Below are 22662 nucleotides of genomic sequence, written 5' to 3'. Positions count from 1 at the left end.
TTTTGTCTATGCATTCCGCACCATACCTTCTTCTATAACAAGATAGCTCAACACACGTGTCTGTGTTAGGACAGCGTGTGACAGTTCTGCTCCTTTCGGTTAGCAGCCCCAGCATTCGGAGTATTTACAAAGAGTCAGCTCCGCATACTTCGGCGGGTGTACCTTTCCACTGGAATCTCAGACGGCTCTTATCGTCTCCTCCGGTGTACCGATTACATCCGCGACCTCTACCTCATCATAAAACAGGGTTGATGAGGTGTATGACATGATATTTTATTGTATAGCGAATTACAGTATATCGTACCTGTACATCTTCTGACAATCGACAATTTTTTGAAAATCACTCGTAGAATCTTAAATTAAGAGTTCCGCTTGGCCATCTGCTGCCAAACTGTGCCCGCGGCTTGTTCGCCTGATTCGATGCGTTCCAGCGCCATTTTAGCCTGTAGACTGACCTCGAATTCGGGATCATCGACCGCCTTCTCCAACGCATCACGCGCATCCTCGGTTCCCACCTCGTATAAAAAACGTGCCGCCCGCCAGCGCACCAACTTGCTGCTATCCGACAGGGCTCCGATCATTGCACTGGTAGCGACCGGATCGCCGATGTCCGACAACGTGTCGCCTGCGGTGCGGCGTACTGCCGCTGAAGGATCGCGCAGCGCCTCGGCTAGCAGTTCCATCGCCTCCGGTGAGCGAATATCGCCCAGATAGACGACGCCCAGTCGCCGCAGCTGCATTTTGTCGTCATGCAGCGCTTGCCGAATAAGCGGCAAATGCTCGGGCGTCGGGTCCAGCCGATCCAGCGCAGCGTAGCGTGTACGCCAATCTTCGTGTTGCAGGGCCTGCTCCAGCTCGGCATCGCTCCACTCGCGGCGTTCCTCCACGAATTCGCTGTTGTTTGCGCCGTGGGCAATCGCTTGTTGGATAATCTGCTCCAGCCGCTCTTGTGGAAAGGCTGCCTCCAGTTCCTGCTCAACCTCACGTGCAATGTCCGGCAGTTCACCATAGCGGACGCCGTAATCACTCAGCTTGCGTTCCTTAATCAGCGTTGCGCTCGCTACACGGGTAACGGCTTGCACAAAGCGGTCGGACAAGGAGATTCGTTCCTCCTGCTGCCCTGCCTTGACTCGAATTTGCATAGGAAGGCCGCGAAAAAATTGCACAAAAACCTGTGCCTCGCCAAACGCTTCTCCAGAGGTTTCCTCTGGCAAATCCCAATTGGCGTCAGCGCCTTCCTCGCCTAGCTGATCTCGGACTTGACCCAGAATGGTAGACCAATCTGCATTCCCTTTGCGGTCAAGGGCTACGAAGTCGGTTGTGTGAAACACGCTTTTGACCCCTTCAATGCCCAGCATGCGCCGGATAAATGGGGGAGCGGAACGCTCATTGTCTCGTGTATATGTTCTGCGGATACCCGCTTCCAGTCGCTCATCCAGATGCAGCATCATGGTGTTCGGACTGGGAGTTGGCTCGATAGATGTTATTTTCATAGCTCAGTACAGCCTCCTGTTCAAAAGTTCTCCATATATAGCTTATCTGTATTGTAACTCATTCTGCGAATGTCTCCAAAGAGAAGTTCGCGTTTCACAGGAAAATGCAATGACATATATCACGATGATTCATATAAACATGGCTGATGAATATGGAGGTTTTTTTAATAAAAACAGGATGCTATATAAGCCGAACTCGAAAAATTAACATGAAACGGAGTAGGCGGAATGGTGCTGTACAAGCGTAGCGGTCGCTTTGGTCCCCGGATTTCTACCCTAATCATAGGCTTTATTCTAGAAATCTGGGGGCGATGGGAAGCACCATCCGAATGCGCAGGGAGGCGATAAATCCCACAGACAGAACTGCCGCCAGCAGCATAAATGTAGTCATCTGATTGCCGCCATTCCCCATCAAACGAATGGAGAGCATAGGAGCTAGACTTGTACCGGCAAACAGGATGAAGGTATATAGTGAGACAGCTATAGCTCTCGCTGCACCGCCGAGCTGGCCGACGATTGCTATGAGTGAAGGAACACTCAGGGCAATGCCGCTGACAAAGCATACACTCAACACCACGATAGTCATAAGAGAGTGTGTCATTCCCATCAGCGCCAAACTCAGAATGGAAAGAATAAGAGCTGTACGTAATATAAGGTGCACACCGTATTTCTGGGCTAGCTTTCCGGCGAATGGTGAAAGGAGCATGCCGATGATACCAACGGATCTGACATAAAGCATCTGTCGGCTATTCAGGCCAAATTCAGGGCCGCCAAGATAGCTACCCAAAACCGTATACATGCTCACAAAGGACATCAGGAGAACAAAAGCAACCGTGTAGCTTAACCATAAAGGATACGAGCGCAGAACGGTCTCCAACTGACTGAAAGCTGCCCAAATGCGAACACCTCGTTGAGGGGAGGGGGGGTTAGGTAGGAAAAAAAGGACGATTAGGAAGGTAATTGCATACAAAATGCCTAGCATCCGAAATACCGTATTCCACCCCATTTGTTCGCTAATGACAATACTAAATACCTGACCAGCAATACCCGCTACTAGAAAACCGGTGCTGATAAAGCCGATAGCTGTTACCCGTTTTTCGGCCGGAAACATATCGACGGCGTATGCGAGAGCAACGGGGGAAAAGGTGGCTGCAGCCAAACCTTGAAGCAAGCGCAGTGTAACTAATACAGAATATTGACTGGTTAAGCTGATGGATAACGAAATAATCGTTAATGCGAGCAGTCCGATGACGATAACCTGCTTTCGTCCAAAGCGGTCAGACAATCCACCATAAACAAGACATCCCGCCGCAAAGCCTAAGGAAAAGATACTGCCCGGTAGGGCTGCTTCGGCAAGCGTTTTTCCAAACACTTTAGCAAAAAGAGGGACCAAAGGGATCGTCACATACAGGCTGGACATAACGGCAACCGCTGACCAGCATAGGATTACAGTCATCCATGCATAAGGGAGAGCCACATTTTCTTTCTGTATAACGGTATGATTGGTTCGTAATTTACTCATCAATTGAACACTCCTTGATCATAAAATAAGTGGCTTGGTAATACACGAAATTAAATATATTAGGTAACCTAATTATATGTTTAAAAAAAATTTATCTGCCCACCCCCAATCTGTTTTCCATATGATGATGGATTTTTTCTATAATCCGCGAAAAAACGACCTGCTCCTCAGGCTCCAAAATACTCGCTAGAGAAGCACAGGAAGACCAAAATACAGGAAGCACTTGCTGTACAAGATGAGATCCCCCTTCTGTAATGCGCACATGAATTTTGCGTCGATCTGAGGAATTATGTTCTCTGATAATCCAGCCTCGTTGCTCTGTCCAGTCTAGGAGAGATGTAACAGATGCACGACGAATTCCCAGACGGTCGGCAATCATTGAAGGGCTCATCTGAGCCTGGGATTGGTGTAGTGTCAACAGCAACAATAAATCTAGCTTACTCTCTGTCAGGCCATAAGCAGCTAGATCCAAATCTATTGCGTCGAGCGTATTATCACCCGTCCATAGCAAGAAGAGACCAATACGGGCGAGTTGTCGATTCGTTTCTGCAAGAGCAGTTTGATCCATTAGCTCCAGATAAGGTTCTGGACCCAGACGGGGAAGAGGTTGCTGGACGGTGTCCCGCATACTTTGTTTTGGTGGCATACATTCACTCTTTTCATATAATTAGGTTATCTAACTATATATCAATATAGCGTATTGAAATGCATAAAACAATATCTAAAAAGAAATACTGCTACATTCAATGCAAAAGCAGGGTTAAAACTCGACAGAATGAACCAAACTGTGAATAGGTTACCAAAATGCGCCAATAGATAAGTGAAGGAGGCGTTCCTATGTTCCGCAAGCAGGAAAGAACGCTCATTATTGTATGTATAGTAATTGCGGCCATTATGCTATATGCCGTAATTAAAAGCATAGCTCGCTTGACTCCTTAGTTGGTAATCCAGAGTGATCCGCGATGTTTAAAATGTGAAATGAAGGAGTGAAACCCATTTGTCTTCACTGGACCCTGTATTACTAAGCCGGATGCTGACCGGAATTACCCTGTTTGTTCATATCGTATTTGCATCTATCGGCGTCGGCGTACCCTTAATGATTGCACTAGCAGAATGGCGCGGGCTGCGAACTGGTGATCCGCATTATACCCTGCTGGCCCGACGGTGGGCGCGAGGGTTTGTCATTACCGTTGCCGTGGGTGTCGTTACAGGTACCGCCATTGGTTTGCAGCTCAGCTTGCTTTGGCCCACCTTTATGCGGGTGGCTGGACAAGCGATTGCACTGCCTCTGTTTTTGGAGACGTTTGCTTTTTTCATCGAAGCTATATTCCTGGGCATCTATTTGTATACTTGGGATCGGTTTAAAAGCAAATATTTTCACCTGATGCTGCTCATCCCGGTAGCGATTGCCTCATCTGCATCAGCGGTTTTTATTACGACTGTGAACTCGTTCATGAACCAACCTCAAGGCTTTACACTCAAAAATGGAGTCATGACAAATATTCATCCCATCGAGGCCATGCTAAATCCGGCTACGCCGACCAAAGTTTCTCATGTACTGGCTTCCTCGTATACATTGAGCGCTGGGGTGCTGATGGGACTGGCTGCTTACAGTATGCTGCGGGGACGTAATCACGCTTATTTTAAAAAGGCGCTGAAGCTCACTGCCACCTGTACCATTGTGTTTGCCATCAGTACAGTGATGATTGGAGATGCATCCGGTAAATTTCTGGCCAAATATCAGCCGGAGAAGCTGGCCGCCGCCGAATGGCATTTTGATACGATGACGCACGCGCCCTTCGTATATGGCGGATACATGGATAAGAACGGTGAAATCAAATATGCCCTGAAAGTGCCTTATGCACTTAGTGTGTTGGCCGGGAACCTGCCCAGTACGGAGGTCAAGGGATTAAATGATTATCCCGTAGATGAGCGTCCGCCCCTGTCTATCCATTATATGTTTGACCTCAAAATCACCACAGGGGTGCTGATTCTCGTCATTCCGCTGTTGTATCTGATCCGCAAGCGTTTGCCAGGTCGCAAACCATACCCCAGATGGCTGCTGTTGGCGCTCATTCTGGTGGGGCCGATGGCGATGGTAGCTATTGAGCTCGGATGGATGTTCGCGGAGGTCGGTAGACAGCCGTGGATTTTACGCGGATATATGAAGGTGTCCGAAGCAGCAACCACTTCTACGAGTGTTGGGTGGATGCTGGTGTTGTTTGTTATTTTGTATCTGGTGTTGTGCTTCTCGGCCATTAAGGTACTCAGCAAGCTATTTCGCAATAAGGATGCGGTGGAAGAGATAAGACAGCTCGGCCTGGAAGGGGCTGATGGTAAGTGAGCTATGAAATTGTAGGCATCGCCATTTTGTGGACGTTCCTGTTCGGATATTTGCTTATAGCATCTATTGATTTTGGTGCAGGGTTTTTCAGCTTTTACAGTGTGTTAACAGGCCACCAGAACAAAATCCACAATATTATTCAACGGTATCTATCCCCGGTGTGGGAGGTAACAAACGTATTTCTCATCTTTTTTGTGGTGGGATTAAACGGGTTCTTCCCGGATGCGGCATATTACTATGGTACGGCGTTACTCGTTCCCGGCAGTATTGCGATTGTACTTCTCGCCATCCGGGGAGTGTATTATGCATACAATACGTATGGGCATTCCGGCACCAATAATATCGTCTACATGGCGTTGTACGGTGCGACAGGGTTACTGATTCCGGCGGCACTGTCGACGGTCCTCGCTATATCGGAAGGCGGCATTATTGTGGAGAACAGTACAGGTGTGCACCTGCAATGGGGGCAGCTATTAAGCAATCCCTACACGTGGGCGGTTATTTTTCTGGCGTTGGTAAGCGTACTGTATATCTCGGCGATGTTTTTGGCCTATTATGCCAAAAGGGCAGGAGACAAGGTCGCTTTTGAAATCGTACGAGGATATGCACTGCTTTGGAGCGGTCCAACGATTGTTGCGAGTCTGCTCGCATTTTTTCAGATTAACAAACAAAATCCAGATCATTTTACCAATATGCTGAACATAGCCTGGATGTTTGTCGCATCCTTCATATGCTTTGCGGGAGCAGTTTATCTGGTATGGCAGCGGCGGCATCTAGGGGTTTCGTTCATATTGGTGATGCTGCAATTTGCATTTGCCTGGTATGGCTACGGCCGCTCGCATCTCCCGTATGTTCTGTATCCCTACATTAATGTCTACGACAGCTTTACAAATTCTACGATGGCGTATGCGTTGATTACGGCGTTTGTTGCGGGTCTGCTGGTGCTGATCCCTTCGCTGATCCTGATATTAAGATTGTTTCTGTTCGATGCAAAATATGTGCGCGGACATGAAGGGAAGAAAGGATGAGTTAGAGTGGCTGCTTTCGAGCATTTTACGATTATGTATGAGTCACCTATCATTATCGTCGTGGCGATTGTGTTTTTGTTTATTTATTCGGCACGCTTTAAAAATCCACAAGACTGACAACAACAGGTGGAACAGGCCTTCCTGATTGATCCGGGAGGTCTGTTTTTGCTGTATTATCGCAGAATTTCCTTTACAGACGTGATTGAATTATACTTTACATAGATCAGGATATTGCATCATTTTATGTTCACACTCGAATGACAATATATAGTTAAATTGAACCGCTGCGTTTTTTGGAGAACGGGTTCATCAGGGAGGGAGCTGCATCATGCCCAAAGTTCGTTTTAACAATATGGATCATGTAAATACCGATAAAACCATCAAGCAATTCAGACAATGGCGGCAAGAGCGACGCAGCAAAATAAAGGATTATACGTTCGTTGTGCCAAACCATCCCCCGGAGCTGGAGTTTCTGCATAGCAATCGGGAGATGGCGACAGCCACCTGGGTGGGGCATTCCACCTTTTTCATCCAGTATCTTGGGCTGAATATCGTCACCGATCCGGTGTGGGCAGAGCGTATGGCTTTTGATAAAAGGTTGGCCCCGCCCGGCATTCGCATCCAGGATGTACCACCACTAGACATCATTCTGCTGTCTCATTCACACTATGATCATTTACATTTAGAATCCTTACGGAAATTATATCGTGCAAATACGCTGATGCTTGTACCCACAGGGTTAAAGGCAAAAATGATCCGCAAAGGTTTTCGTAACTGTCATGAGCTGCAATGGTGGGAGCATTTTACGGTAGGAGGGGTACGATTTACATTTGTTCCAGCCCAGCATTGGACACGACGCACGCCGTTTGATACGAACACTTCGCATTGGGGTGGATACGTTCTGCAAAGTGAACAGCAGGTGATTGGCTCTGCCACGTCCGTCACGGAATCTCATCCTCATTCGAATACAGATTCAGAGCATACACCGACGTTGTATTTTGTGGGAGACACTGGATATTTTCGTGGGTTTAAGGAGATTGGCGAGCGCTTTGCCATTGACCTGACCTTTATGCCGATTGGCGCGTATGAACCGGAATGGTTCATGACCTCGCAGCACGTGACACCGGAGGAGGCATTGCAAGGGTTTGTAGATTGCGGCGCAGATCAGATGATTCCGATGCACTACGGAGCCTTCAAACTAGCGGATGATACGCCAAGAGAGGCGCTGGATCGTCTCGAAGCGGAGCGTGAGCGTATGGGTATTGCGAAGGAACGCATTCATGTTCTAGGGCACGGAGAGACGCTGAAAATTGGACGTCGCTGTTCAACTACAATCTGAGAGATTCGACATCATCCTTATATAAGAGGATTTTGCAAAATCCTGATAAACAAAGCGGCTCGGCGGACAATTAACTTTGCCTGCCGAGCCGCCTTTTTTGGTTTTTAGCTATAATGCAGGGTTAAACTGCTTCGGAATCACTTGCCAAAGAGGAATCGCTGTTGGCGATGGGATGACGAACGATTTTAACTTCATAGAACGTGATTTTATTTTCAATAATATAGTCCGGAATTTGACGATGGCTATGGGATTCGCGGAAAGCTTCGCTTTTCGTCCAGCCTTGGAAGTTCTCTTTTTCTTTCCATCGTGTACTGATCGTTACTTCCTCATAATCCTCCGTGTTTTCAGTCAGCAGCACTTCCAGACCGAGAAAGCCTTCCATTTTTTCAACTTTTCCTTCTTTGTTAAATCTTTCGATGAGTAGATGTGCATTGCCCGGTGTGATTTTAGATGTATTTGTTACGATAACCATATTAAATTCCTCCTGAATGATGTGGTATGGTCGGTATAATAACCGGATAGCCATCCTCAAATTTGATGGTAGCGTTCATTTCATAAATGTCGCGAAGAAAAGCAGACGTCAAAATCTCATGGGGTTCGCCGACAACGGCGATTCGTCCCTTTTTAAGCGCAATCATATGATGACAATAGGCCGCAGCTTGCTGCAAATCATGTAGTACCATAACAATCGTCAAGCCGGACTCGTGATTGATACGCCGCAGCATATCCATAACTTCAAATTGGTGGGCGATATCCAGAAAAGTGGTCGGTTCATCGAGCAAAAGAATACCCGTTTGTTGGGCCAAGGCCATTGCAATTCGCGCTTTTTGTTGTTCACCTCCCGATAGAGTATGGAACATCCGATCCGCATAGGGCTGGATACCCGTGATCTTCATGACATGGTCCACGATTTGCTGGTCCTGTCCGGTATAGCGTACCTTCAAGCCCTTGGCATGAGGAGATCTTCCGTAAGCGACCAGCTCGCGGACCGTCAATAACGGCAGCATATCCTTCATTTGCGGTAGCATTGTAATCGTCTGGGCAAAATCACGCCGCTTGTATTCCTGCACGGGCTTGCCCAATACGGAAACCTGACCCTGATCCTGCTTGAGCAACCGGGTCATAATCCGCAAAAGCGTGGATTTGCCTGAACCGTTCGGCCCGACGATCGCGGTGAGCTGACCAGCAGGCAAGGTGATATTCACATCGACCAGCTTGAAATACCCACGTTGTAAGGAGATATGCTCACCCTGAATGGCTGTCATCCGAAATTCCCCCGTTTCTTGAGTAAGATTAAGAAGAACGGTGCCCCAATGACGGCCAGCAAAATACCTACAGGCAGTTCAATCGGGTCAAACCAGGATCGCGCCACCGTATCTGCGAGAACAACCAGCGTTCCGCCGCCCACAATGGAAAGGGGAAGGAGGAAACGATAATCTTCCCCGAGTAGCAGCCGTATGACATGGGGAACGACCAGTCCTACAAAGCCGATCAACCCGGCTACACTGACTGCTGTACCGGCCAGCAGGGCAGAAAGCAGGATAATGAGCATACGTTGAAGCTCTACTCGCTGGCCCAGCAGCTGTGCTGAATCGTCGCCCAGTAGCAGTAAATTAGCAGGTTTAATCGCAAAGAAAGAGGCGATTAATCCAATGATGGCGTAAGGCGCCATGAACTCCAGATGATGCCAGCTTCTTCCGTTTAATCCGCCGGATAGCCAAGGAAGAACGGCCTGTACGCGGTCGCTGAACATGACCATTACGCCGTTGGTGAGTGCGCCCAGCAGCGCATTGATCGCAACGCCAGCCAGCACAATTTTGACAGGCGACGCCCCTCGGTCCCAAGCCAGCAGATAAATGACGATTGCGCTCAGAAAGGCTCCCAAAAAGGCGGTTATCGGAAGAAGGTAACTGAGCTGGGGAAGCATCACCATCGTAATGACGGCGGCAAGTCCACCTCCAGCCGATACACCAATAATGCCAGGGTCAGCCAATGGATTTTTCATGACACCTTGAAGAAGGGCTCCGGAAGCTGCAAGACAAGCTCCTACCAGTAAACCTACTAATACTCTGGGTAGCCGGAGATCCATCAGGATCGTGCGATATGTAGATTCATCATTATGTAGCAAAACATGATTGATTTCTTGAAGTGGAATCGACACCGAACCGTAGGCTAGACCGTACACAGAGACGGCCAGCAGTAGAATCGGAAGGGTAATCCAGGCGATGGTGCGTCTTCTGGCGCGCTGTAGTTTGTTCATCGCCATCGCCTATTTCGCCGGATACAGCTTTTGATGCATCAAATCCAGCGCTTTAGTGACCCGTGTGCCCGGATTCGTACCGAACAGATCTGAAGGTAAAACCTCGACCTGATTGTTTTTGACTGCTCGGATTCCGTTCCAAGCTGCATTTTCCTGCATTTCCTTTATAAATGCAGCTTTAACATCTTCTGTATTGCCATGAGTCATGATGAAGATGTAGTCAGGGTCAGCCTGTATGATGCGTTCTGTGTTCAGCTGCGCATATTGCGGGAAATTTTGCAGGCCCGGAAAATCAGCGGCGATGTTAGAGCCACCCGCAGCTTCCAGAATGTTTCCACTCAGTGAATTCGGCAGTGCCGCCATGTACGTAGCCGGGGCTCCGTAGACGAGCAACACCTTCGGTTTGGAGGCAGAAGCGGTTTCCTTTTGTAGCTTGGTTACTTGTTGGTCAATTTGCTGGTTCAGCTTTACGGCCCCGGCTTGCTTTTGTAGTAATTGTCCGAACAGTGTAATTTGTGTCTGGATATCCTGAACTGAATTGGCACTAGTCAGCAGCAGCTGTGAACCTACTCCTTCAATGGCTGGAATGTCTTTTTCATTCATAGGATAATTGCCTAGCACGACATCCGGTTTGAGCATCGTAATTTTCTCCAAATCTACTTCATGAGTGGAGCCTATTTGCTGAACGTTCTCAGCAGCAGGTACGACGACAGGTCCATTGGAGTTGGGTCTTCCTACGGCTGTCCCGCCCAATGCGTATATAATATCCAGATCGCCATTGCTGAGCGCAACGATATGTTGAGGAACCTTTTGAAACGCCAACGTCCGTTTTGAAAAATCAGTAACTTGGATGGCTGCACTGCTTGTCGTGCCAGAAGTGGCAGATACGGAGGCACTGGTTGGTTTATGATCTGTGGTCGGGGCACCATTACTACATCCGGTAACTGCCAATAAAAGCACTGCGGACGACCACAACATATAAGATTTCATGTTATTCCTCCTGCAATTTTCGAGTTAAACAATAATGATAATCATTTTCAATTATATATAAGAGAATGATAATGAATATCACTGGGCAATGTCAATTAAAAAAACAAAATTTTTAAATAAATTTTGAACTAAAAATAAAAGGGATATATTCGAATTAAAGAAGAAGGAACTACAAATTTTTCTTAAAAAATAGCATATATCAAGGGATTTCGTACACGCAAATACATATTGACATTTTCGAAAAGTGTAAGATATATTGGTGATGGGTTTACTTTATTTTGCGAAATTATGGAATAGAGAGGTGGGGAGACAAGCTCGAAAAGAGCTATTTTTTTTAAATTACCAATTGAGAATGATAATCAATTAGTTTATTCTCGTGGGGAGGGACTGCTGTCAAAATGAAGAAGGGGTATTCTGCAATTATTGCTGTGTTTCTGCTGGTGAGTGTGCTGAGCTTTTGGCCAACTTCGTCATCTGTAGGAGCCGCTGCGGCTTCTCCAAAATTGGCGGATGGTACATACACGCTCAAATACAATATCCTCAAGGCAGAAAATGACTCGGTGTCCATGGCTAATGATTATTTTGAAAAACCAGCTAAGTTGTATGTGAAAAAAGGTCAAATGACCATGCAAATTAAGCTGAATCATAGCGAATGGACAACTGGGTTTAAAGTAGATTACAAAGGCAAAATCATCGATACCAAGGTCATCCATAAGGATGCCAAAACCGATACCCGCACCGTACAATTTCCAATTACGAGTGTGAACAGCCCGCTAATCTCTAAAATCCATGTTACTGTCCCTGCGTATAACTACGATCATGACTATACGATCCGTTTCGCTTTTGATTCCAAAAGTGTCAAAAAAGTAGCAGCCGTCCAGTCAGCAAAATCAACTAAATCTTCCAAGAAGTAAATTCAAGCCATCTCTATCGTTCATAAAATCAACACAAATTCAAGCATAAAAAATGGAGGAGTGTGTGTAGATATGTATATGGTAATGAATCGCTTTGAGCAATTTTCTTTTAAGAAGGTATTCGTAGCATTGATCATGACAGCGCTTGTTTTTGCACTTGTTGCTCCATTCTCAGCTAAAGCGGCAGCAGCCGACGGCACGTACAACGTAGACTACACCGTTCTGAAGGATCAAACCAATGAGACTTCTCGATTGGATAGCTACCTGACGAAGCCTGCTCAGGTTACGGTAGCTAACGGCAAAAATGTCGTTCGTCTGACTGTGAAAAGCAGCAATCTGATTACAACGTTCAAAGTAGAGCAAAATGGCGTACTGCAAGATGCGACTGTAGTGAGCACAGATACTGCTAGCAACACTCGTGTAGTGGAATTCGAGGTTGCTGATCTGAATGCAAAAGTGAATGCTTACGCTGAAATCACAATCCCAGTAATCGGCTACACAGGCAAGTATGATGTACAACTGCAATTCGACGAAATATAATCCAAAAATAAAACGTAAAGGAGATTAAGAACATGAACATGATTATGAATCGTATGGAAAAATTGTCTTTGAAAAAAGTAATGCTTACTGTACTGATGGCAGCGCTTGTTTTTGTGGTACTGGCTCCATTTTCTGCCAATAAGGCGAATGCGGCTTTGCCTAATGGAACGTATCAATTGCCTTATACCGTTTATAAAGATGGAACCACTCAGCCATCTTACATGGATACAAATGGTTATGTGAAAAAACCAGCCACACTGATTGTTACGAATGGTCAATATAAAGTGAGAGTAGCTATTACTAAGAGTGCATGGGTTACTGAATTCAAAACTCAACAAAACGGTCAGTATGTGAATGCGACTGTGGTAAGCACATCAGGGGATACAAGAATAGTCGAATTCCCTGTAACTAGCCCGTCTCAAAAATTGAACGTTAAACTGCATGTAAGTGTGCCTGCAGAATACACTGGTGGTATTCCGTACGATCACGACTATGTTGTTCAATTCCAATTCGACGACAGCGATATCTAAGGCTTCTTTTTGAAAATATAATTTTGAATTGAATACTCATTTGGAGCTTACTTTCAATGCCCCAAATGAGTATATTTTAAGTAGGGGGATACATCACCTTGAAAAGCCGATTTAACAAATACATTACGACATTCGCTGCTATTCTAATGTTGTTTTCTTTATTTTCACCATACGTAGGAGCAACCCCTGAAGTTGATTCCACTTCCCAAAATTTGCCCGATTCAAGCACTACAGTCACTAGTGCTACTTATGCTACTTATGAGATGCCGGTAGAAGTACCTAGCACATATGCTGAGCCTACCAATGCTGTAACTACCACAGATGCGACCTATGCAGATGGAGAATACCTGATTGATTACAAACCTTTAAGAAAGACAGTCAGCGGTAACACCAGAGATTCGAGTTTCAAAACAAACTATACCTATCCTGGAGATTTGATCATTAAGGATGGAAAATACCATTTTTCATTTAAGTTTGCGGAAACTCAAGGGCTATCGAAATTTTTAGTAGAACAAAACGGGGAAACAGTTCCCGCAAAAATAGAGGTGGATTCTGGGAAAGCTTCCGGGACTGTAAGCTTCGATGTTTATGATTTTCATCAAAATGTAAATACGGAGTTTGGATTTAATAGCAGTTCTCCGTGGTATGTAGATACCGATCCAGATCGTTCAGTGAAGGAATGGATTGAGTTTGATCCTTCCAGCTTGAGACTTAAAAACTCAACGGAGAATCCAACGGTTCCACCTGTAACACCACCGGTGACGCCTCCTAATGCAGGAGAAAAACTTTCTGATTTGGACTTTACCCTTTTGAAAGATGGAACCAATGAAAAGTCTATGATGGATGGGTATACGGAGAAACCAGGCTCACTAATTGAGCGTGGAGGTAAACAATATGCCCAGTTCACATTAAAGAACAGCAAACAGATTGATGGTTTTAAGGTAGAGCAAAATGGGGTGCTAACCGACACTTCTGTTGTAAGTGAAGATCAAACTGCGAATACACGAGTGATCGAGTTTGAAGTGAAAGAACTGCCTGCCAAGCTCAACGCATGGGTGAGCATCAACTGGCCTGAGCTGGGCTACGTGCATACTTATAATGTAGATCTTCAGATGTCTTCTGCACCCGCCCCATCAGATTTGGCGGATGGAACGTATTCTATTAATTTTAATACCCTGCACGCCACAAAAGATCAGCCATCAGCCATGGCACAGTATCTGTTGTCTCCGGCAACTTTGACGGTAGCGAAGGGACAAAAAGAAGTTTCCTTCACCATTAAAGACAGCACTACAGTGACGGAATTCAAAACTGAACAAAATGGAACGTTGACGGATGCAGATATTGTAAGTGTGGACAAGACCGCCAATACACGTATTGTGAAATTCAAAGTAGCGGATTTGGACGCGATTTTGAATGCGCAGGTACATGTGAGCACGACCTATCCAGGTGGGGTTTATGAGATGGACCATAAACTTCGTCTTCAGTTCGATAAAAACAGTATCTCGGGAACGGACAACGGTTCAACTCCAGTAACGTCAAATCTGGACTTCACGCTGTTAAAAGACGGTTCAAGTGAAAAGTCCATGATGGATGGATATACAGAAAAACCGGGTACTCTGGTTGAACGTAAAGGCAAGAAATATGTACAGTTCACTTTGAAAAACAGCAAACAAATTGACGGCTTTAAAGTAGAACAAAATGGAGTATTGACCAACACGACCGTAGTAAGTGAAGATCAAACGGCGAATACACGTGTTATCGAATTTGAGGTTAAGGAAGTGCCTGCCAAACTGAATGCATGGGTAAGCATCAACTGGCCTGAGCTGAACTATGTAGAAACCTATGATGTCGATCTTCAATTAGGAGCGGTAACAACCCCGGTTGATCCTGGGACGCCAGGCACACCAGGCACGCCCGGAAAGAATTTAGCTGATGGAACGTATTCAATCAACTTCGATGCGCTGCACGCAATCAAAGATCAAAAATCGGCCATGGCGCAATATTTATTGTCTCCGGCCACACTGACGGTATCAAAAGGCAAGTATGAAGCCTCCTTTACCATCAAAGACAGCACCACCGTGACAGAGTTTAAAACAGAACAAAGCGGGACACTTACGGATGCAGATATCGTTAGTGAGGACAGGAATGCTAATACACGTGTTGTGAAATTCAAAGTGGCGGATTTGGACGCTATTCTGAATGCACAGGTACATGTGAGCACGACCTATCCAGGTGGGGTTTATGAGATGGATCATAAGCTTCGTCTGCAATTTGACCGCAGTAGCATTACAGCTAAAGGACCGGATAACGGAACCACAACCCCAGTTGAAAATGGCAGATACAGCATTGATTTCTCCGTACTCAAAAACGGAAGCAATGAAATATCTGTGATGGATGGATATATGCAAAAGCCAGCCACACTGTTAAAACAGTTTGGTAAAAATATCATTCAGATCAAAATGGACAAGAGCAGCTGGATCAAAACGTTCAAAGTAAATGGTGCAGAGGCTCAGGTTGTCGATCAATCGAGCTCCGCAAATACAAGAACAGTACAATTTGAAGTGCCAAATCTGTCGGATAAAGTGACAGTGAACACGCATGTCATCGTACCTGGATTGGATTTGAGTGGCATCCCATATGATCACGTGTATGATGTGCAGTTCCAATTCGAGCCTGCTACCATTCGAAGCTTTGTTGAGCCTACCTCTTCAGGGGCGGCTGATCCCATGATTAAACTGGATTTTGACAAGCTTGCCAATGGTAAATATGCTTTGAAATTCAGTATTGTTTTGTCAGATGGCTCAACAGCAGCAGATTCACAGGCTCAACGCTTCATCACTGACGAACCGGCGCAATTGGTCGTGGAAGGCGACAAACGGTTTGTAGGTCTGAAGCTGCAAAACAGCAATGAAGTGAAGGCGCTGCGCATTTGGGACAACGCAAGCGGGGACTACCGAGATGCAGAAGTGACCCAGGAAGATGCAGCAAGCAATACGAAGCACGTTCGTTTTAGCGTAAGTGACTTTAAGAACAATGTAAAAGGCCAACTGGTTGTCTACGAAGCTCCTAAAGTGGCAAGTAGCGCTCCGATGGTTTTCAAGGCGGAGGATCGAGTAGAAAAGGTATATGATTTTGAATTTAAATTCGATACCAGTAATGTATCTTATCACAACGAAACCAAAGCAGACGAAGTAGAACAGGGGAAAAATAACTTGGCCGATGGAGAGTACACTGCGAACTTCCGTGTGCTGGCGAACGGAACGGATAAGGATTCTCTAGTAGCTCCTTTTGTACAGAGTCTAGCGAAGTTGATTGTGAAAAACGGTAAGGTTCAGGCTCATGTAACCGTTACGAACAACCAGGCTTTGAAGCTATTCCAAACGGATTTTGAAGGCCGTTATGCCAATCCGACGATTATGGGTTCGGACACTAAAGGTGACACGCACACGATTGCGTTCGAAGTACCTGATCTGGATAAGAAGTTAAGTGTGTACACACAGGTATATCTGCCTGAGAAATACATTCTAAATGAGAAATTCGGCGGACAGATTCAATTTGACCGTGCATCGCTTAAAGGTGAGGGAGTCAATACAGCTACAACCGTAACCCCTACTGAACCGATAGTAGCTTCTACGGACAAGGCAGCAGAAACAACTGCATCTGTAGCTGAAACCAAACCAGTAGTTGAGCAACCGGTTCAAATGGCTTCCGAGAAGCAATACACGATTAATTACAACGTATTTAAAGACAAAACGAGTGAAGCTTCCGTTATGGACGGTTATCTCGACAAGCCAGCCACACTGATTGAAAAGGGAGACAAGCGCTATATCCAAGTAACTTTGAAAAATAGCTCTTGGATGCCAACTTTACAAGTGGAGCAAAACGGTACCCTGAAAGATGTAGAAGTGATCTCGACATCCGGCGATACACGTGTTGTTCAATTCGAGGTAGGGGACTTGTCCCAGAAAATCAGTGCTTACACACACGTTATTGTGCCTGGCTTGGTTCTTGGCGGAGTGCCGTATGATCACTGGTATACAGTTCAGTTCCAATTTGATGAAGCAAGCCTGAAAGCGAAGTAGCCTCAGGTTGTGACGTCAATGAAGCCCGAATAACAGCAAAGTTTGTATGCGAGCAAGTCTTGGTGCCTCGGCGTCAAGACTTGTCAGCATTTACATACCCGAGGAATTTGCAAAAATCCAATAAGCGACTTCTAGTGAACAATATGTAGACCAAACAGTCTAGTTCGTCTATATATTGCACTTTGGAGCGACTGGAATCGAATTTTGCTAAATCCTGATACCCGAAAAGTTAGGGTTCCTAATGCAGTTCTATATTTTGAATTGAGGTGACTGGATTTTCATGAAACGATATATAGCATGGGCTCAAGGAAGATCGTTTTGTTTGTATATGTTAATCGGCATCGTGATCTTGTTGCTGGCCGGATGTTCGGGAGGAGGACAGGCTGGACAGAATCAGACCGATGGTTCGAAATCAGCGGCAACACCGGATGCAGCCGGAAAGTCGTCTGACGGTAAAGCTCAAGCTCCTCGTATTGTGGCGACTACGGTAGCCATTGCGGAAATCACGGATGCGCTAGGCCTGGATTTGGCAGGTAAGCCGACAAGCACGAAAGTGCTGCCTGACCGTTACAAGGATGTGCCTGATGTGGGTAATCCGATGAGCCCTGATATGGAAAAAGTGATGTCATTGAAGCCGACGGATGTACTGTCGGTGACGACACTGAAATATGATCTGGAGCCTAAATTTAAAGATTTGAAAATCAATGCCGAATTTTTGAATTTTGAAAGTCTCGCGAATATGCAAAAAGAAATTCAAAAGCTGGGAGACACGTTTGGCAAAGCCGATAAGGCCAAAGAGATTAATGGAGCGTTGGATGCCAAAGTAACTGAGATTCAACAAAAGATCAAAGGGAAGAAATCTCCTAAAGTATTGATTTTGCTGGGAGTACCGGGAAGCTATCTGGTGGCTACCGAGCATTCCTATATTGGGGATCTGGTTAAAATTGCAGGCGGAACAAATGTGGTTCAGGGCGAGAAGGTGGAGTTCATTGCCCACAATACCGAAGCCTTGCAGCAATCCAACCCTGATATCATTTTGCGCGCTGCACACGGGATGCCGGATGAAGTAGTGAAAATGTTCGATGAAGAGTTCAAAACCAACGATATCTGGAAGCATTTCAACGCTGTGAAAAATGGGCATGTCTATGATCTGCCTGAACCGTTGTTTGGCACAACAGGGAATCTAGCGGCAAACTCGGCGCTAGATGAGCTGATGAAAATGCTGTATCCTTCGAATTAAAGGAAGCTGATGACATGTCCAAAAAAGGTTGGAGTCTTATTGTTGTAATGGTCTTGCTCGTCGGCGTCATGTTATATTCAGCGATGACAGGTAGTCTCAAGGTGGATTTGAGTCAGTTGGTCACCGGATTGTGGACAGGTACAGATGATCAGGTGAATGTGGTCAAGGACCTGAGGCTGCCGAGAATTATCGTAGCCGTGATGGCAGGTGCAGCCCTTGCAGTAGCGGGTGTCTTGCTGCAAGCTGTTATGAAAAACCCGCTGGCAGATGCCGGAGTTATCGGCATTTCTTCGGGAGCAGCATTGATCTCGCTGATTGCGGTGACGGTCTTTCCAATGCTTTATTTCTGGATGCCGTTCTTTTCATTTATTGGCGGTGCGATAGCTTGTTTAATGGTTTATGGATTTTCATGGAGATCCGGCTTGCATCCGATTCGTCTCATTCTGATCGGGGTAGCTGTGAATGCCATTTTTTCTGGTTTAGGTCAGTCATTTAATTATCGAGGCAGTTATGCGGTCACCAGCATTAACCAGGTTACTACTTCAACCTTGTCTATGAAAAAATGGGTAGATGTCGAGGTTATTGTGACCTATGGCGGGATTGGACTAATTTTGGCCATGCTCGTGTTCTCTTGGTGCAATTTCTTGTCCCTTCAAGATAAAACAGCTAAAAATCTGGGATTCAATGTAACGCGCGCACGACTTTTGATTTCTGTGATTGCAGTGCTGCTTGCAGCAACGGCTACAGCCATCGCAGGGGTGATTGCCTTTATCGGCCTGCTCGTTCCGCATTGTGCCCGCTACCTAGTTGGCTCGGATCATAAGTGGTTGATTCCATTTTCAGCCTTATGTGGTGGCTTGCTGCTGCTGCTCGCGGATACTCTGGGGCGGACGGTGCTTGCTCCCAATGAAATCCCGGCTTCTATTATTATGGCCGTCATTGGCGGGCCGTTCCTGATATTCCTGATCAGAAAGGCGGATCGCACCTATGGACATTAAGGATATAACCTTCTCATATGATCGGAAAACAGATCGTCTGCACGCTATTCATGCTGTTATTGAGTCGGGACGGATTACGACCATTATCGGTCCCAACGGATGCGGCAAATCGACGCTGCTCAGCGTGATGTCCAACAATGCTGTTCCTCGCTTGGGACAAGTGGTTCTGGACGGCAAGGAGATAGCCCACTACAAGCCCAAGGAGCTGGCCCGTCAATTGGCGGTAGTTCATCAGCAGAATGAGGCACCTTCCGACTTGACTGTAGAAAAGCTCGTTAGCTTCGGCAGGTTGCCGCATAAGAACATGTTCACAGCGAGGCGTGACGAGGATGAGGAGGCGATCGAGTGGGCGATAGCCTGTACTAACCTGAACGAACGTAGAACTCGCACGTTGGATCAACTCTCAGGAGGAGAACGGCAGCGTGTATGGATTGCAATGGCCTTGGCACAGCGGACGCCCATTTTATTTTTGGATGAGCCGACTACCTATTTGGATATGTACTACCAGCTTGAAATTTTAGAGCTCATTCGGCAGTTAAACCAGGAACATGGACTGACAATCGTGATGGTGCTGCATGATATCAATCAGGCTATTCGGTATAGCGATGTAATGATTGCCATGAAGGAAGGGCGTATTATAGCGAACGGCCCACCTACAGAGGTCGTTACATCTGAACTGATCCAGGCAGTTTATGATGTGGAGGTCGTAATCAAACAGGATGATGAAGCGGGCATGTATCTCATTCCGATAGGAGTCGGGGCTTCCTGACATTTACAAGCATACGGAACATTAATGCTGCGACTGAATAACGCGTTTGTCCTCACGGCATTTCAACGAATTTAAAACATGAAAATGGCTCTGGTCCATGTGTTTTGTCAGGTGACAACCGTGGAGACAGAAGCATTTTTTATTTTATTTATAAGATATTGGATGAGATTCAGGGACGGTTATGCTTATACTACGGTTCGAATCCGATCTTTTGTGTGTTATACTATTGCCGTCGGTAATTTTGTGTTTAGCACTTAACTAATGATAAGGATGGTATGCTTATATGATCAGTACAAGCGGCGTAACGCTTCGTTATGGGAAACGCCCACTTTTTGAAGACGTAAATATCAAATTTACTCCTGGGAACTGCTACGGCCTGATTGGGGCGAATGGCGCGGGCAAATCCACTTTTTTGAAAATTCTTTCCGGTGAAATCGAAGCCAATTCAGGCGAGGTTCACATGACACCGGGCGAACGGATGGCAGTGCTCAAGCAGAACCATTATGAATACGATGAATTCCCGGTTCTGGAAACCGTTATTATGGGTCATACGCGTCTGTATGAAATCATGAAGGAAAAAGATGCGCTGTATGCCAAAACAGAATTTACTGAAGCAGACGGCCTGCGTGCCGGTGAACTGGAAGGCGAATTTGCGGAGCTGAACGGTTGGGATGCTGAGCCGGATGCAGCTTCCTTGCTGATCGGTCTTGGTATTCCTCGCGACCTGCATGACAAGAACATGTCTGAGCTGAGTGGTAATGACAAGGTACGTGTTCTCCTGGCTCAAGCGTTGTTTGGTCGTCCGAACAATTTGCTGCTTGATGAGCCTACCAACCATTTGGACCTCGAATCCATTCAATGGCTGGAAAATTTCTTGATGGACTATGAAGGCACCGTCATCGTCGTATCCCATGATCGTCACTTCCTGAACAAGGTATGTACGCATATTGCGGATATCGATTTTGGCAAAATCCAGATGTACGTCGGCAACTACGACTTCTGGTATGAGTCCAGCCAGCTTGCGCTTGCCTTGACGCGTGATGCCAACAAGAAAAAGGAAGAGAAGATCAAGGAACTGCAAGCCTTTATTCAGCGCTTTTCCGCGAATGCTTCCAAGTCCAAACAAGCTACTTCACGTAAAAAACAACTGGATAAAATTACGCTGGACGACATCCGTCCATCGAACCGTAAATATCCTTTCCTGAACTTCAAGCCTGAACGCGAAGCAGGCAAACAACTCTTGACAGTAGACCGCCTCAGTAAAACCGTTGAAGGCGAGCAAGTGCTGAATGAGTTCAGTCTGGTTGTGAACAAAGGCGATAAAATCGCGTTTGTTGGGCCGAACGGTTTGCCTAAATCGACGCTCTTCCAAGTATTGATGAACGAGATTGAAGCAGACAGCGGAGAATTTTCTTGGGGGATTACAACTAGCCAAGCTTATTTCCCGAAAGATAATTCCACCTATTTTGAAGGTGTGGACATGAATCTTGTGGAATGGCTCCGTCAATATTCCAAGGATCAGGACGAAACGTTCCTGCGTGGCTTCTTGGGACGTATGCTTTTCTCTGGTGAAGAAGCACTTAAGAAAGCAAGTGTACTGTCCGGGGGCGAAAAGGTTCGCTGTATGCTGGCGAAAATGATGCTGAACGGTGCCAATGTGCTGTTGCTGGAAGAACCGACCAACCACTTGGATTTGGAGTCCATTACAGCGCTGAACAATGGTCTGATTGATTTTGACGGTACTATATTGTTCACATCTCATGACCATCAGTTTATTCAAACGATTGCGAACCGCATTGTGGAAATTACACCAAACGGCGTAATCGACCGTACGATGAGCTATGATGAATACTTGGAAAATGAAGAAATCGCGAAATTGCGTGAACGTATGTATCCGGTAGAAATCGGCTAAAATTCCAACCGGCTATCTTCAACAACTAGATAAACGAAAGAGGAGCTCCTTTAGGCCATTGAGATGGCAGGGAGACTCCTCTTTTTCGTTTTTGTGCCATGCCCATAGCTTACCTGGCTCTGGCCGTGAGGTAAGATAGACCTCGCCAGACCTTTGGTACCCTATAAAGGCTATGAGGTGGCTTATGATCCGCCTGTACGACGGCGTTGGTTGTTCGGCTTCTTCGTATTTTGGCTTTTAAGTGTTTTGGTGGAACCGCCTTGAAAGCCGCCCTGCTGTGAAGCGCCGGACTGCTGTTTTTTTTGTGCCAGCTTTTCCCGAATGGCATCTGCGAGATTAACTTTACGTGGTTCATTGGCATCGCTCATGAATAAATTCCTCCTGTTGCCGCCAGATTCATGTCAATCATGTTGGATTGAAGAAAAACGCGGCTGTGTCCTCATTTTATACGTTTTTAAAAGAAGGGACAAGGGCAACAATGATAACACCCATCTGGGGTGGGGCGGGAGAGAAAACGTCTGTTTTTTGTGTGAAGGAAAAAATGTTTTGTGTAACCTACAGGAATGGGGCCTGGCAATACTTTTTCGTTGTTCCTACAGCGATGCAGAGCGGAAAGACTGTTTCTCTAGACCCACACAAAGTTCGTCTGCTATCCTGAAAATAACAGTTACCCAAAGGTGAATTGTTATTTTCAGGATAGC

At 46.1% G+C, this 22662-nt stretch carries 20 protein-coding genes and 1 riboswitch; of the genes, 12 read left to right on the top strand and 8 right to left on the bottom strand.

Features of this window, described 5'->3' with window-relative positions; translation table 11 throughout:
- Positions 1 to 35 precede the first annotated feature (35 nt).
- A riboswitch (Lysine riboswitch) is annotated at positions 36 to 238 on the bottom strand.
- 121 nt (positions 239 to 359) lie between these two features.
- The 3 genes from NSS94_RS20685 to NSS94_RS20675 all read right to left on the bottom strand — a co-directional run bounded on the left by NSS94_RS20685 (position 360) and on the right by NSS94_RS20675 (position 3661).
- Positions 360 to 1493: a virulence factor gene (locus NSS94_RS20685; protein WP_039273707.1), complete on the bottom strand. Its 1134-nt coding sequence runs from the start codon at positions 1491 to 1493 to the stop codon at positions 360 to 362.
- Between the two features lie 289 nt (positions 1494 to 1782).
- A complete protein-coding gene (locus NSS94_RS20680) occupies positions 1783 to 3015 on the bottom strand; it encodes an MFS transporter (RefSeq protein WP_341040009.1) in 1233 nt (410 codons plus the stop codon).
- Between the two features lie 91 nt (positions 3016 to 3106).
- Positions 3107 to 3661 (bottom strand): MarR family winged helix-turn-helix transcriptional regulator, encoded by a 555-nt coding sequence (locus NSS94_RS20675; protein WP_029519201.1) that lies wholly within the window; start codon positions 3659 to 3661, stop codon positions 3107 to 3109.
- 351 nt (positions 3662 to 4012) lie between these two features.
- Here NSS94_RS20675 and NSS94_RS20670 point away from each other — a divergent pair, with 351 nt between their 5' ends.
- The 4 genes from NSS94_RS20670 to NSS94_RS20660 all read left to right on the top strand — a co-directional run bounded on the left by NSS94_RS20670 (position 4013) and on the right by NSS94_RS20660 (position 7726).
- Entirely contained in the window at positions 4013 to 5359 is a 1347-nt protein-coding gene (locus tag NSS94_RS20670; RefSeq protein ID WP_069012158.1) for a cytochrome ubiquinol oxidase subunit I, read from the top strand.
- The gene (locus NSS94_RS20665) at positions 5356 to 6387 is read left to right on the top strand and encodes a cytochrome d ubiquinol oxidase subunit II (protein WP_029519198.1); all 1032 of its coding nucleotides are present in this window, start codon (positions 5356 to 5358) and stop codon (positions 6385 to 6387) included. The genes NSS94_RS20670 and NSS94_RS20665 overlap by 4 nt, the downstream gene beginning before the upstream one ends.
- Positions 6388 to 6393: 6 nt before the next feature.
- On the top strand, positions 6394 to 6504 hold the full coding sequence (gene cydS / locus NSS94_RS26275) for a cytochrome bd oxidase small subunit CydS (protein ID WP_007432143.1): 111 nt from the start codon (positions 6394 to 6396) through the stop codon (positions 6502 to 6504).
- A gap of 211 nt (positions 6505 to 6715) precedes the next feature.
- On the top strand, positions 6716 to 7726 hold the full coding sequence (locus NSS94_RS20660) for an MBL fold metallo-hydrolase (protein WP_165149426.1): 1011 nt from the start codon (positions 6716 to 6718) through the stop codon (positions 7724 to 7726).
- A 121-nt stretch (positions 7727 to 7847) separates the two neighbouring features.
- On the opposite strand, the gene isdG is transcribed toward NSS94_RS20660, so the two are convergent.
- From isdG to NSS94_RS20640, 4 genes are read right to left on the bottom strand one after another with little or no spacing between them, the layout of a single operon-like run.
- Positions 7848 to 8198 carry a heme oxygenase gene (isdG, locus tag NSS94_RS20655; protein WP_029519194.1) on the bottom strand — a complete coding sequence of 117 codons (351 nt, stop codon included), beginning with the start codon at positions 8196 to 8198 and terminating at the stop codon, positions 7848 to 7850.
- A gap of 1 nt (position 8199) precedes the next feature.
- Positions 8200 to 8991: an ABC transporter ATP-binding protein gene (locus tag NSS94_RS20650; RefSeq protein ID WP_069012157.1), complete on the bottom strand. Its 792-nt coding sequence runs from the start codon at positions 8989 to 8991 to the stop codon at positions 8200 to 8202.
- Positions 8988 to 9986: a FecCD family ABC transporter permease gene (locus NSS94_RS20645; RefSeq protein WP_341040007.1), complete on the bottom strand. Its 999-nt coding sequence runs from the start codon at positions 9984 to 9986 to the stop codon at positions 8988 to 8990. The genes NSS94_RS20650 and NSS94_RS20645 overlap by 4 nt, the downstream gene beginning before the upstream one ends.
- A 9-nt stretch (positions 9987 to 9995) precedes the next feature.
- Positions 9996 to 10976, bottom strand: a complete 981-nt coding sequence (locus tag NSS94_RS20640) for an ABC transporter substrate-binding protein (protein ID WP_069012155.1) — start codon at positions 10974 to 10976, stop codon at positions 9996 to 9998.
- Positions 10977 to 11374: 398 nt separating this feature from the next.
- On the opposite strand from NSS94_RS20640, the gene isdC reads away from it, so the two are divergent.
- From isdC to NSS94_RS20600, 8 genes are all read left to right on the top strand, one after another.
- The gene (gene isdC, locus NSS94_RS20635) at positions 11375 to 11890 is read left to right on the top strand and encodes a heme uptake protein IsdC (RefSeq protein WP_069012154.1); all 516 of its coding nucleotides are present in this window, start codon (positions 11375 to 11377) and stop codon (positions 11888 to 11890) included.
- 72 nt (positions 11891 to 11962) lie between these two features.
- Complete coding sequence (locus NSS94_RS20630; RefSeq protein WP_341040005.1) at positions 11963 to 12430, top strand: NEAT domain-containing protein; 468 nt, start codon at positions 11963 to 11965, stop codon at positions 12428 to 12430.
- A gap of 32 nt (positions 12431 to 12462) precedes the next feature.
- A complete protein-coding gene (locus tag NSS94_RS20625) occupies positions 12463 to 12960 on the top strand; it encodes an NEAT domain-containing protein (RefSeq protein WP_039273678.1) in 498 nt (165 codons plus the stop codon).
- A gap of 98 nt (positions 12961 to 13058) precedes the next feature.
- On the top strand, positions 13059 to 17042 hold the full coding sequence (locus NSS94_RS20620; RefSeq protein ID WP_341040004.1) for an NEAT domain-containing protein: 3984 nt from the start codon (positions 13059 to 13061) through the stop codon (positions 17040 to 17042).
- A 280-nt stretch (positions 17043 to 17322) separates the two neighbouring features.
- Entirely contained in the window at positions 17323 to 18282 is a 960-nt protein-coding gene (gene isdE, locus NSS94_RS20615) for a heme ABC transporter substrate-binding protein IsdE (RefSeq protein ID WP_341040003.1), read from the top strand.
- A 14-nt stretch (positions 18283 to 18296) separates the two neighbouring features.
- The gene (locus tag NSS94_RS20610) at positions 18297 to 19280 is read left to right on the top strand and encodes a FecCD family ABC transporter permease (protein ID WP_039273670.1); all 984 of its coding nucleotides are present in this window, start codon (positions 18297 to 18299) and stop codon (positions 19278 to 19280) included.
- Positions 19270 to 20049: an ABC transporter ATP-binding protein gene (locus tag NSS94_RS20605; RefSeq protein WP_318628071.1), complete on the top strand. Its 780-nt coding sequence runs from the start codon at positions 19270 to 19272 to the stop codon at positions 20047 to 20049. The genes NSS94_RS20610 and NSS94_RS20605 overlap by 11 nt, the downstream gene beginning before the upstream one ends.
- Before the next feature lie 283 nt (positions 20050 to 20332).
- Positions 20333 to 21961, top strand: coding sequence for an ABC-F family ATP-binding cassette domain-containing protein (locus NSS94_RS20600; RefSeq protein ID WP_013311942.1), 1629 nt, complete (start codon positions 20333 to 20335; stop codon positions 21959 to 21961).
- A gap of 182 nt (positions 21962 to 22143) precedes the next feature.
- On the opposite strand, the gene NSS94_RS20595 is transcribed toward NSS94_RS20600, so the two are convergent.
- Entirely contained in the window at positions 22144 to 22329 is a 186-nt protein-coding gene (locus NSS94_RS20595; protein WP_029517162.1) for a hypothetical protein, read from the bottom strand.
- Between the last annotated feature and the right edge of the window lie 333 nt (positions 22330 to 22662).

Origin of the sequence: Paenibacillus sp. FSL L8-0644 (assembly GCF_038008165.1) — a bacterium.
Lineage (GTDB): Bacteria > Bacillota > Bacilli > Paenibacillales > Paenibacillaceae > Paenibacillus > Paenibacillus polymyxa_D.
Note: the sequence above shows the minus strand (reverse complement) of the source record. Positions and strands in the feature narration are given on the sequence as shown.

Excerpts from the sequence above, each read along its gene's own strand:
- NSS94_RS20685 (WP_039273707.1), bottom strand. The coding sequence starts at position 1,493 with ATGAAAATAACATCTATCGAGCCAACTCCCAGTCCGAACACCATGATG.
- NSS94_RS20680 (WP_341040009.1), bottom strand. The coding sequence starts at position 3,015 with ATGAGTAAATTACGAACCAATCATACCGTTATACAGAAAGAAAATGTG.
- NSS94_RS20675 (WP_029519201.1), bottom strand. The coding sequence starts at position 3,661 with ATGCCACCAAAACAAAGTATGCGGGACACCGTCCAGCAACCTCTTCCC.
- NSS94_RS20660 (WP_165149426.1), top strand. The coding sequence starts at position 6,716 with ATGCCCAAAGTTCGTTTTAACAATATGGATCATGTAAATACCGATAAA.
- isdG (WP_029519194.1), bottom strand. The coding sequence starts at position 8,198 with ATGGTTATCGTAACAAATACATCTAAAATCACACCGGGCAATGCACAT.
- NSS94_RS20650 (WP_069012157.1), bottom strand. The coding sequence starts at position 8,991 with ATGACAGCCATTCAGGGTGAGCATATCTCCTTACAACGTGGGTATTTC.
- NSS94_RS20645 (WP_341040007.1), bottom strand. The coding sequence starts at position 9,986 with ATGAACAAACTACAGCGCGCCAGAAGACGCACCATCGCCTGGATTACC.
- NSS94_RS20640 (WP_069012155.1), bottom strand. The coding sequence starts at position 10,976 with ATGAAATCTTATATGTTGTGGTCGTCCGCAGTGCTTTTATTGGCAGTT.
- isdC (WP_069012154.1), top strand. The coding sequence starts at position 11,375 with ATGAAGAAGGGGTATTCTGCAATTATTGCTGTGTTTCTGCTGGTGAGT.
- NSS94_RS20630 (WP_341040005.1), top strand. The coding sequence starts at position 11,963 with ATGTATATGGTAATGAATCGCTTTGAGCAATTTTCTTTTAAGAAGGTA.
- NSS94_RS20625 (WP_039273678.1), top strand. The coding sequence starts at position 12,463 with ATGAACATGATTATGAATCGTATGGAAAAATTGTCTTTGAAAAAAGTA.
- isdE (WP_341040003.1), top strand. The coding sequence starts at position 17,323 with ATGAAACGATATATAGCATGGGCTCAAGGAAGATCGTTTTGTTTGTAT.
- NSS94_RS20610 (WP_039273670.1), top strand. The coding sequence starts at position 18,297 with ATGTCCAAAAAAGGTTGGAGTCTTATTGTTGTAATGGTCTTGCTCGTC.
- NSS94_RS20605 (WP_318628071.1), top strand. The coding sequence starts at position 19,270 with ATGGACATTAAGGATATAACCTTCTCATATGATCGGAAAACAGATCGT.
- NSS94_RS20600 (WP_013311942.1), top strand. The coding sequence starts at position 20,333 with ATGATCAGTACAAGCGGCGTAACGCTTCGTTATGGGAAACGCCCACTT.
- NSS94_RS20595 (WP_029517162.1), bottom strand. The coding sequence starts at position 22,329 with ATGAGCGATGCCAATGAACCACGTAAAGTTAATCTCGCAGATGCCATT.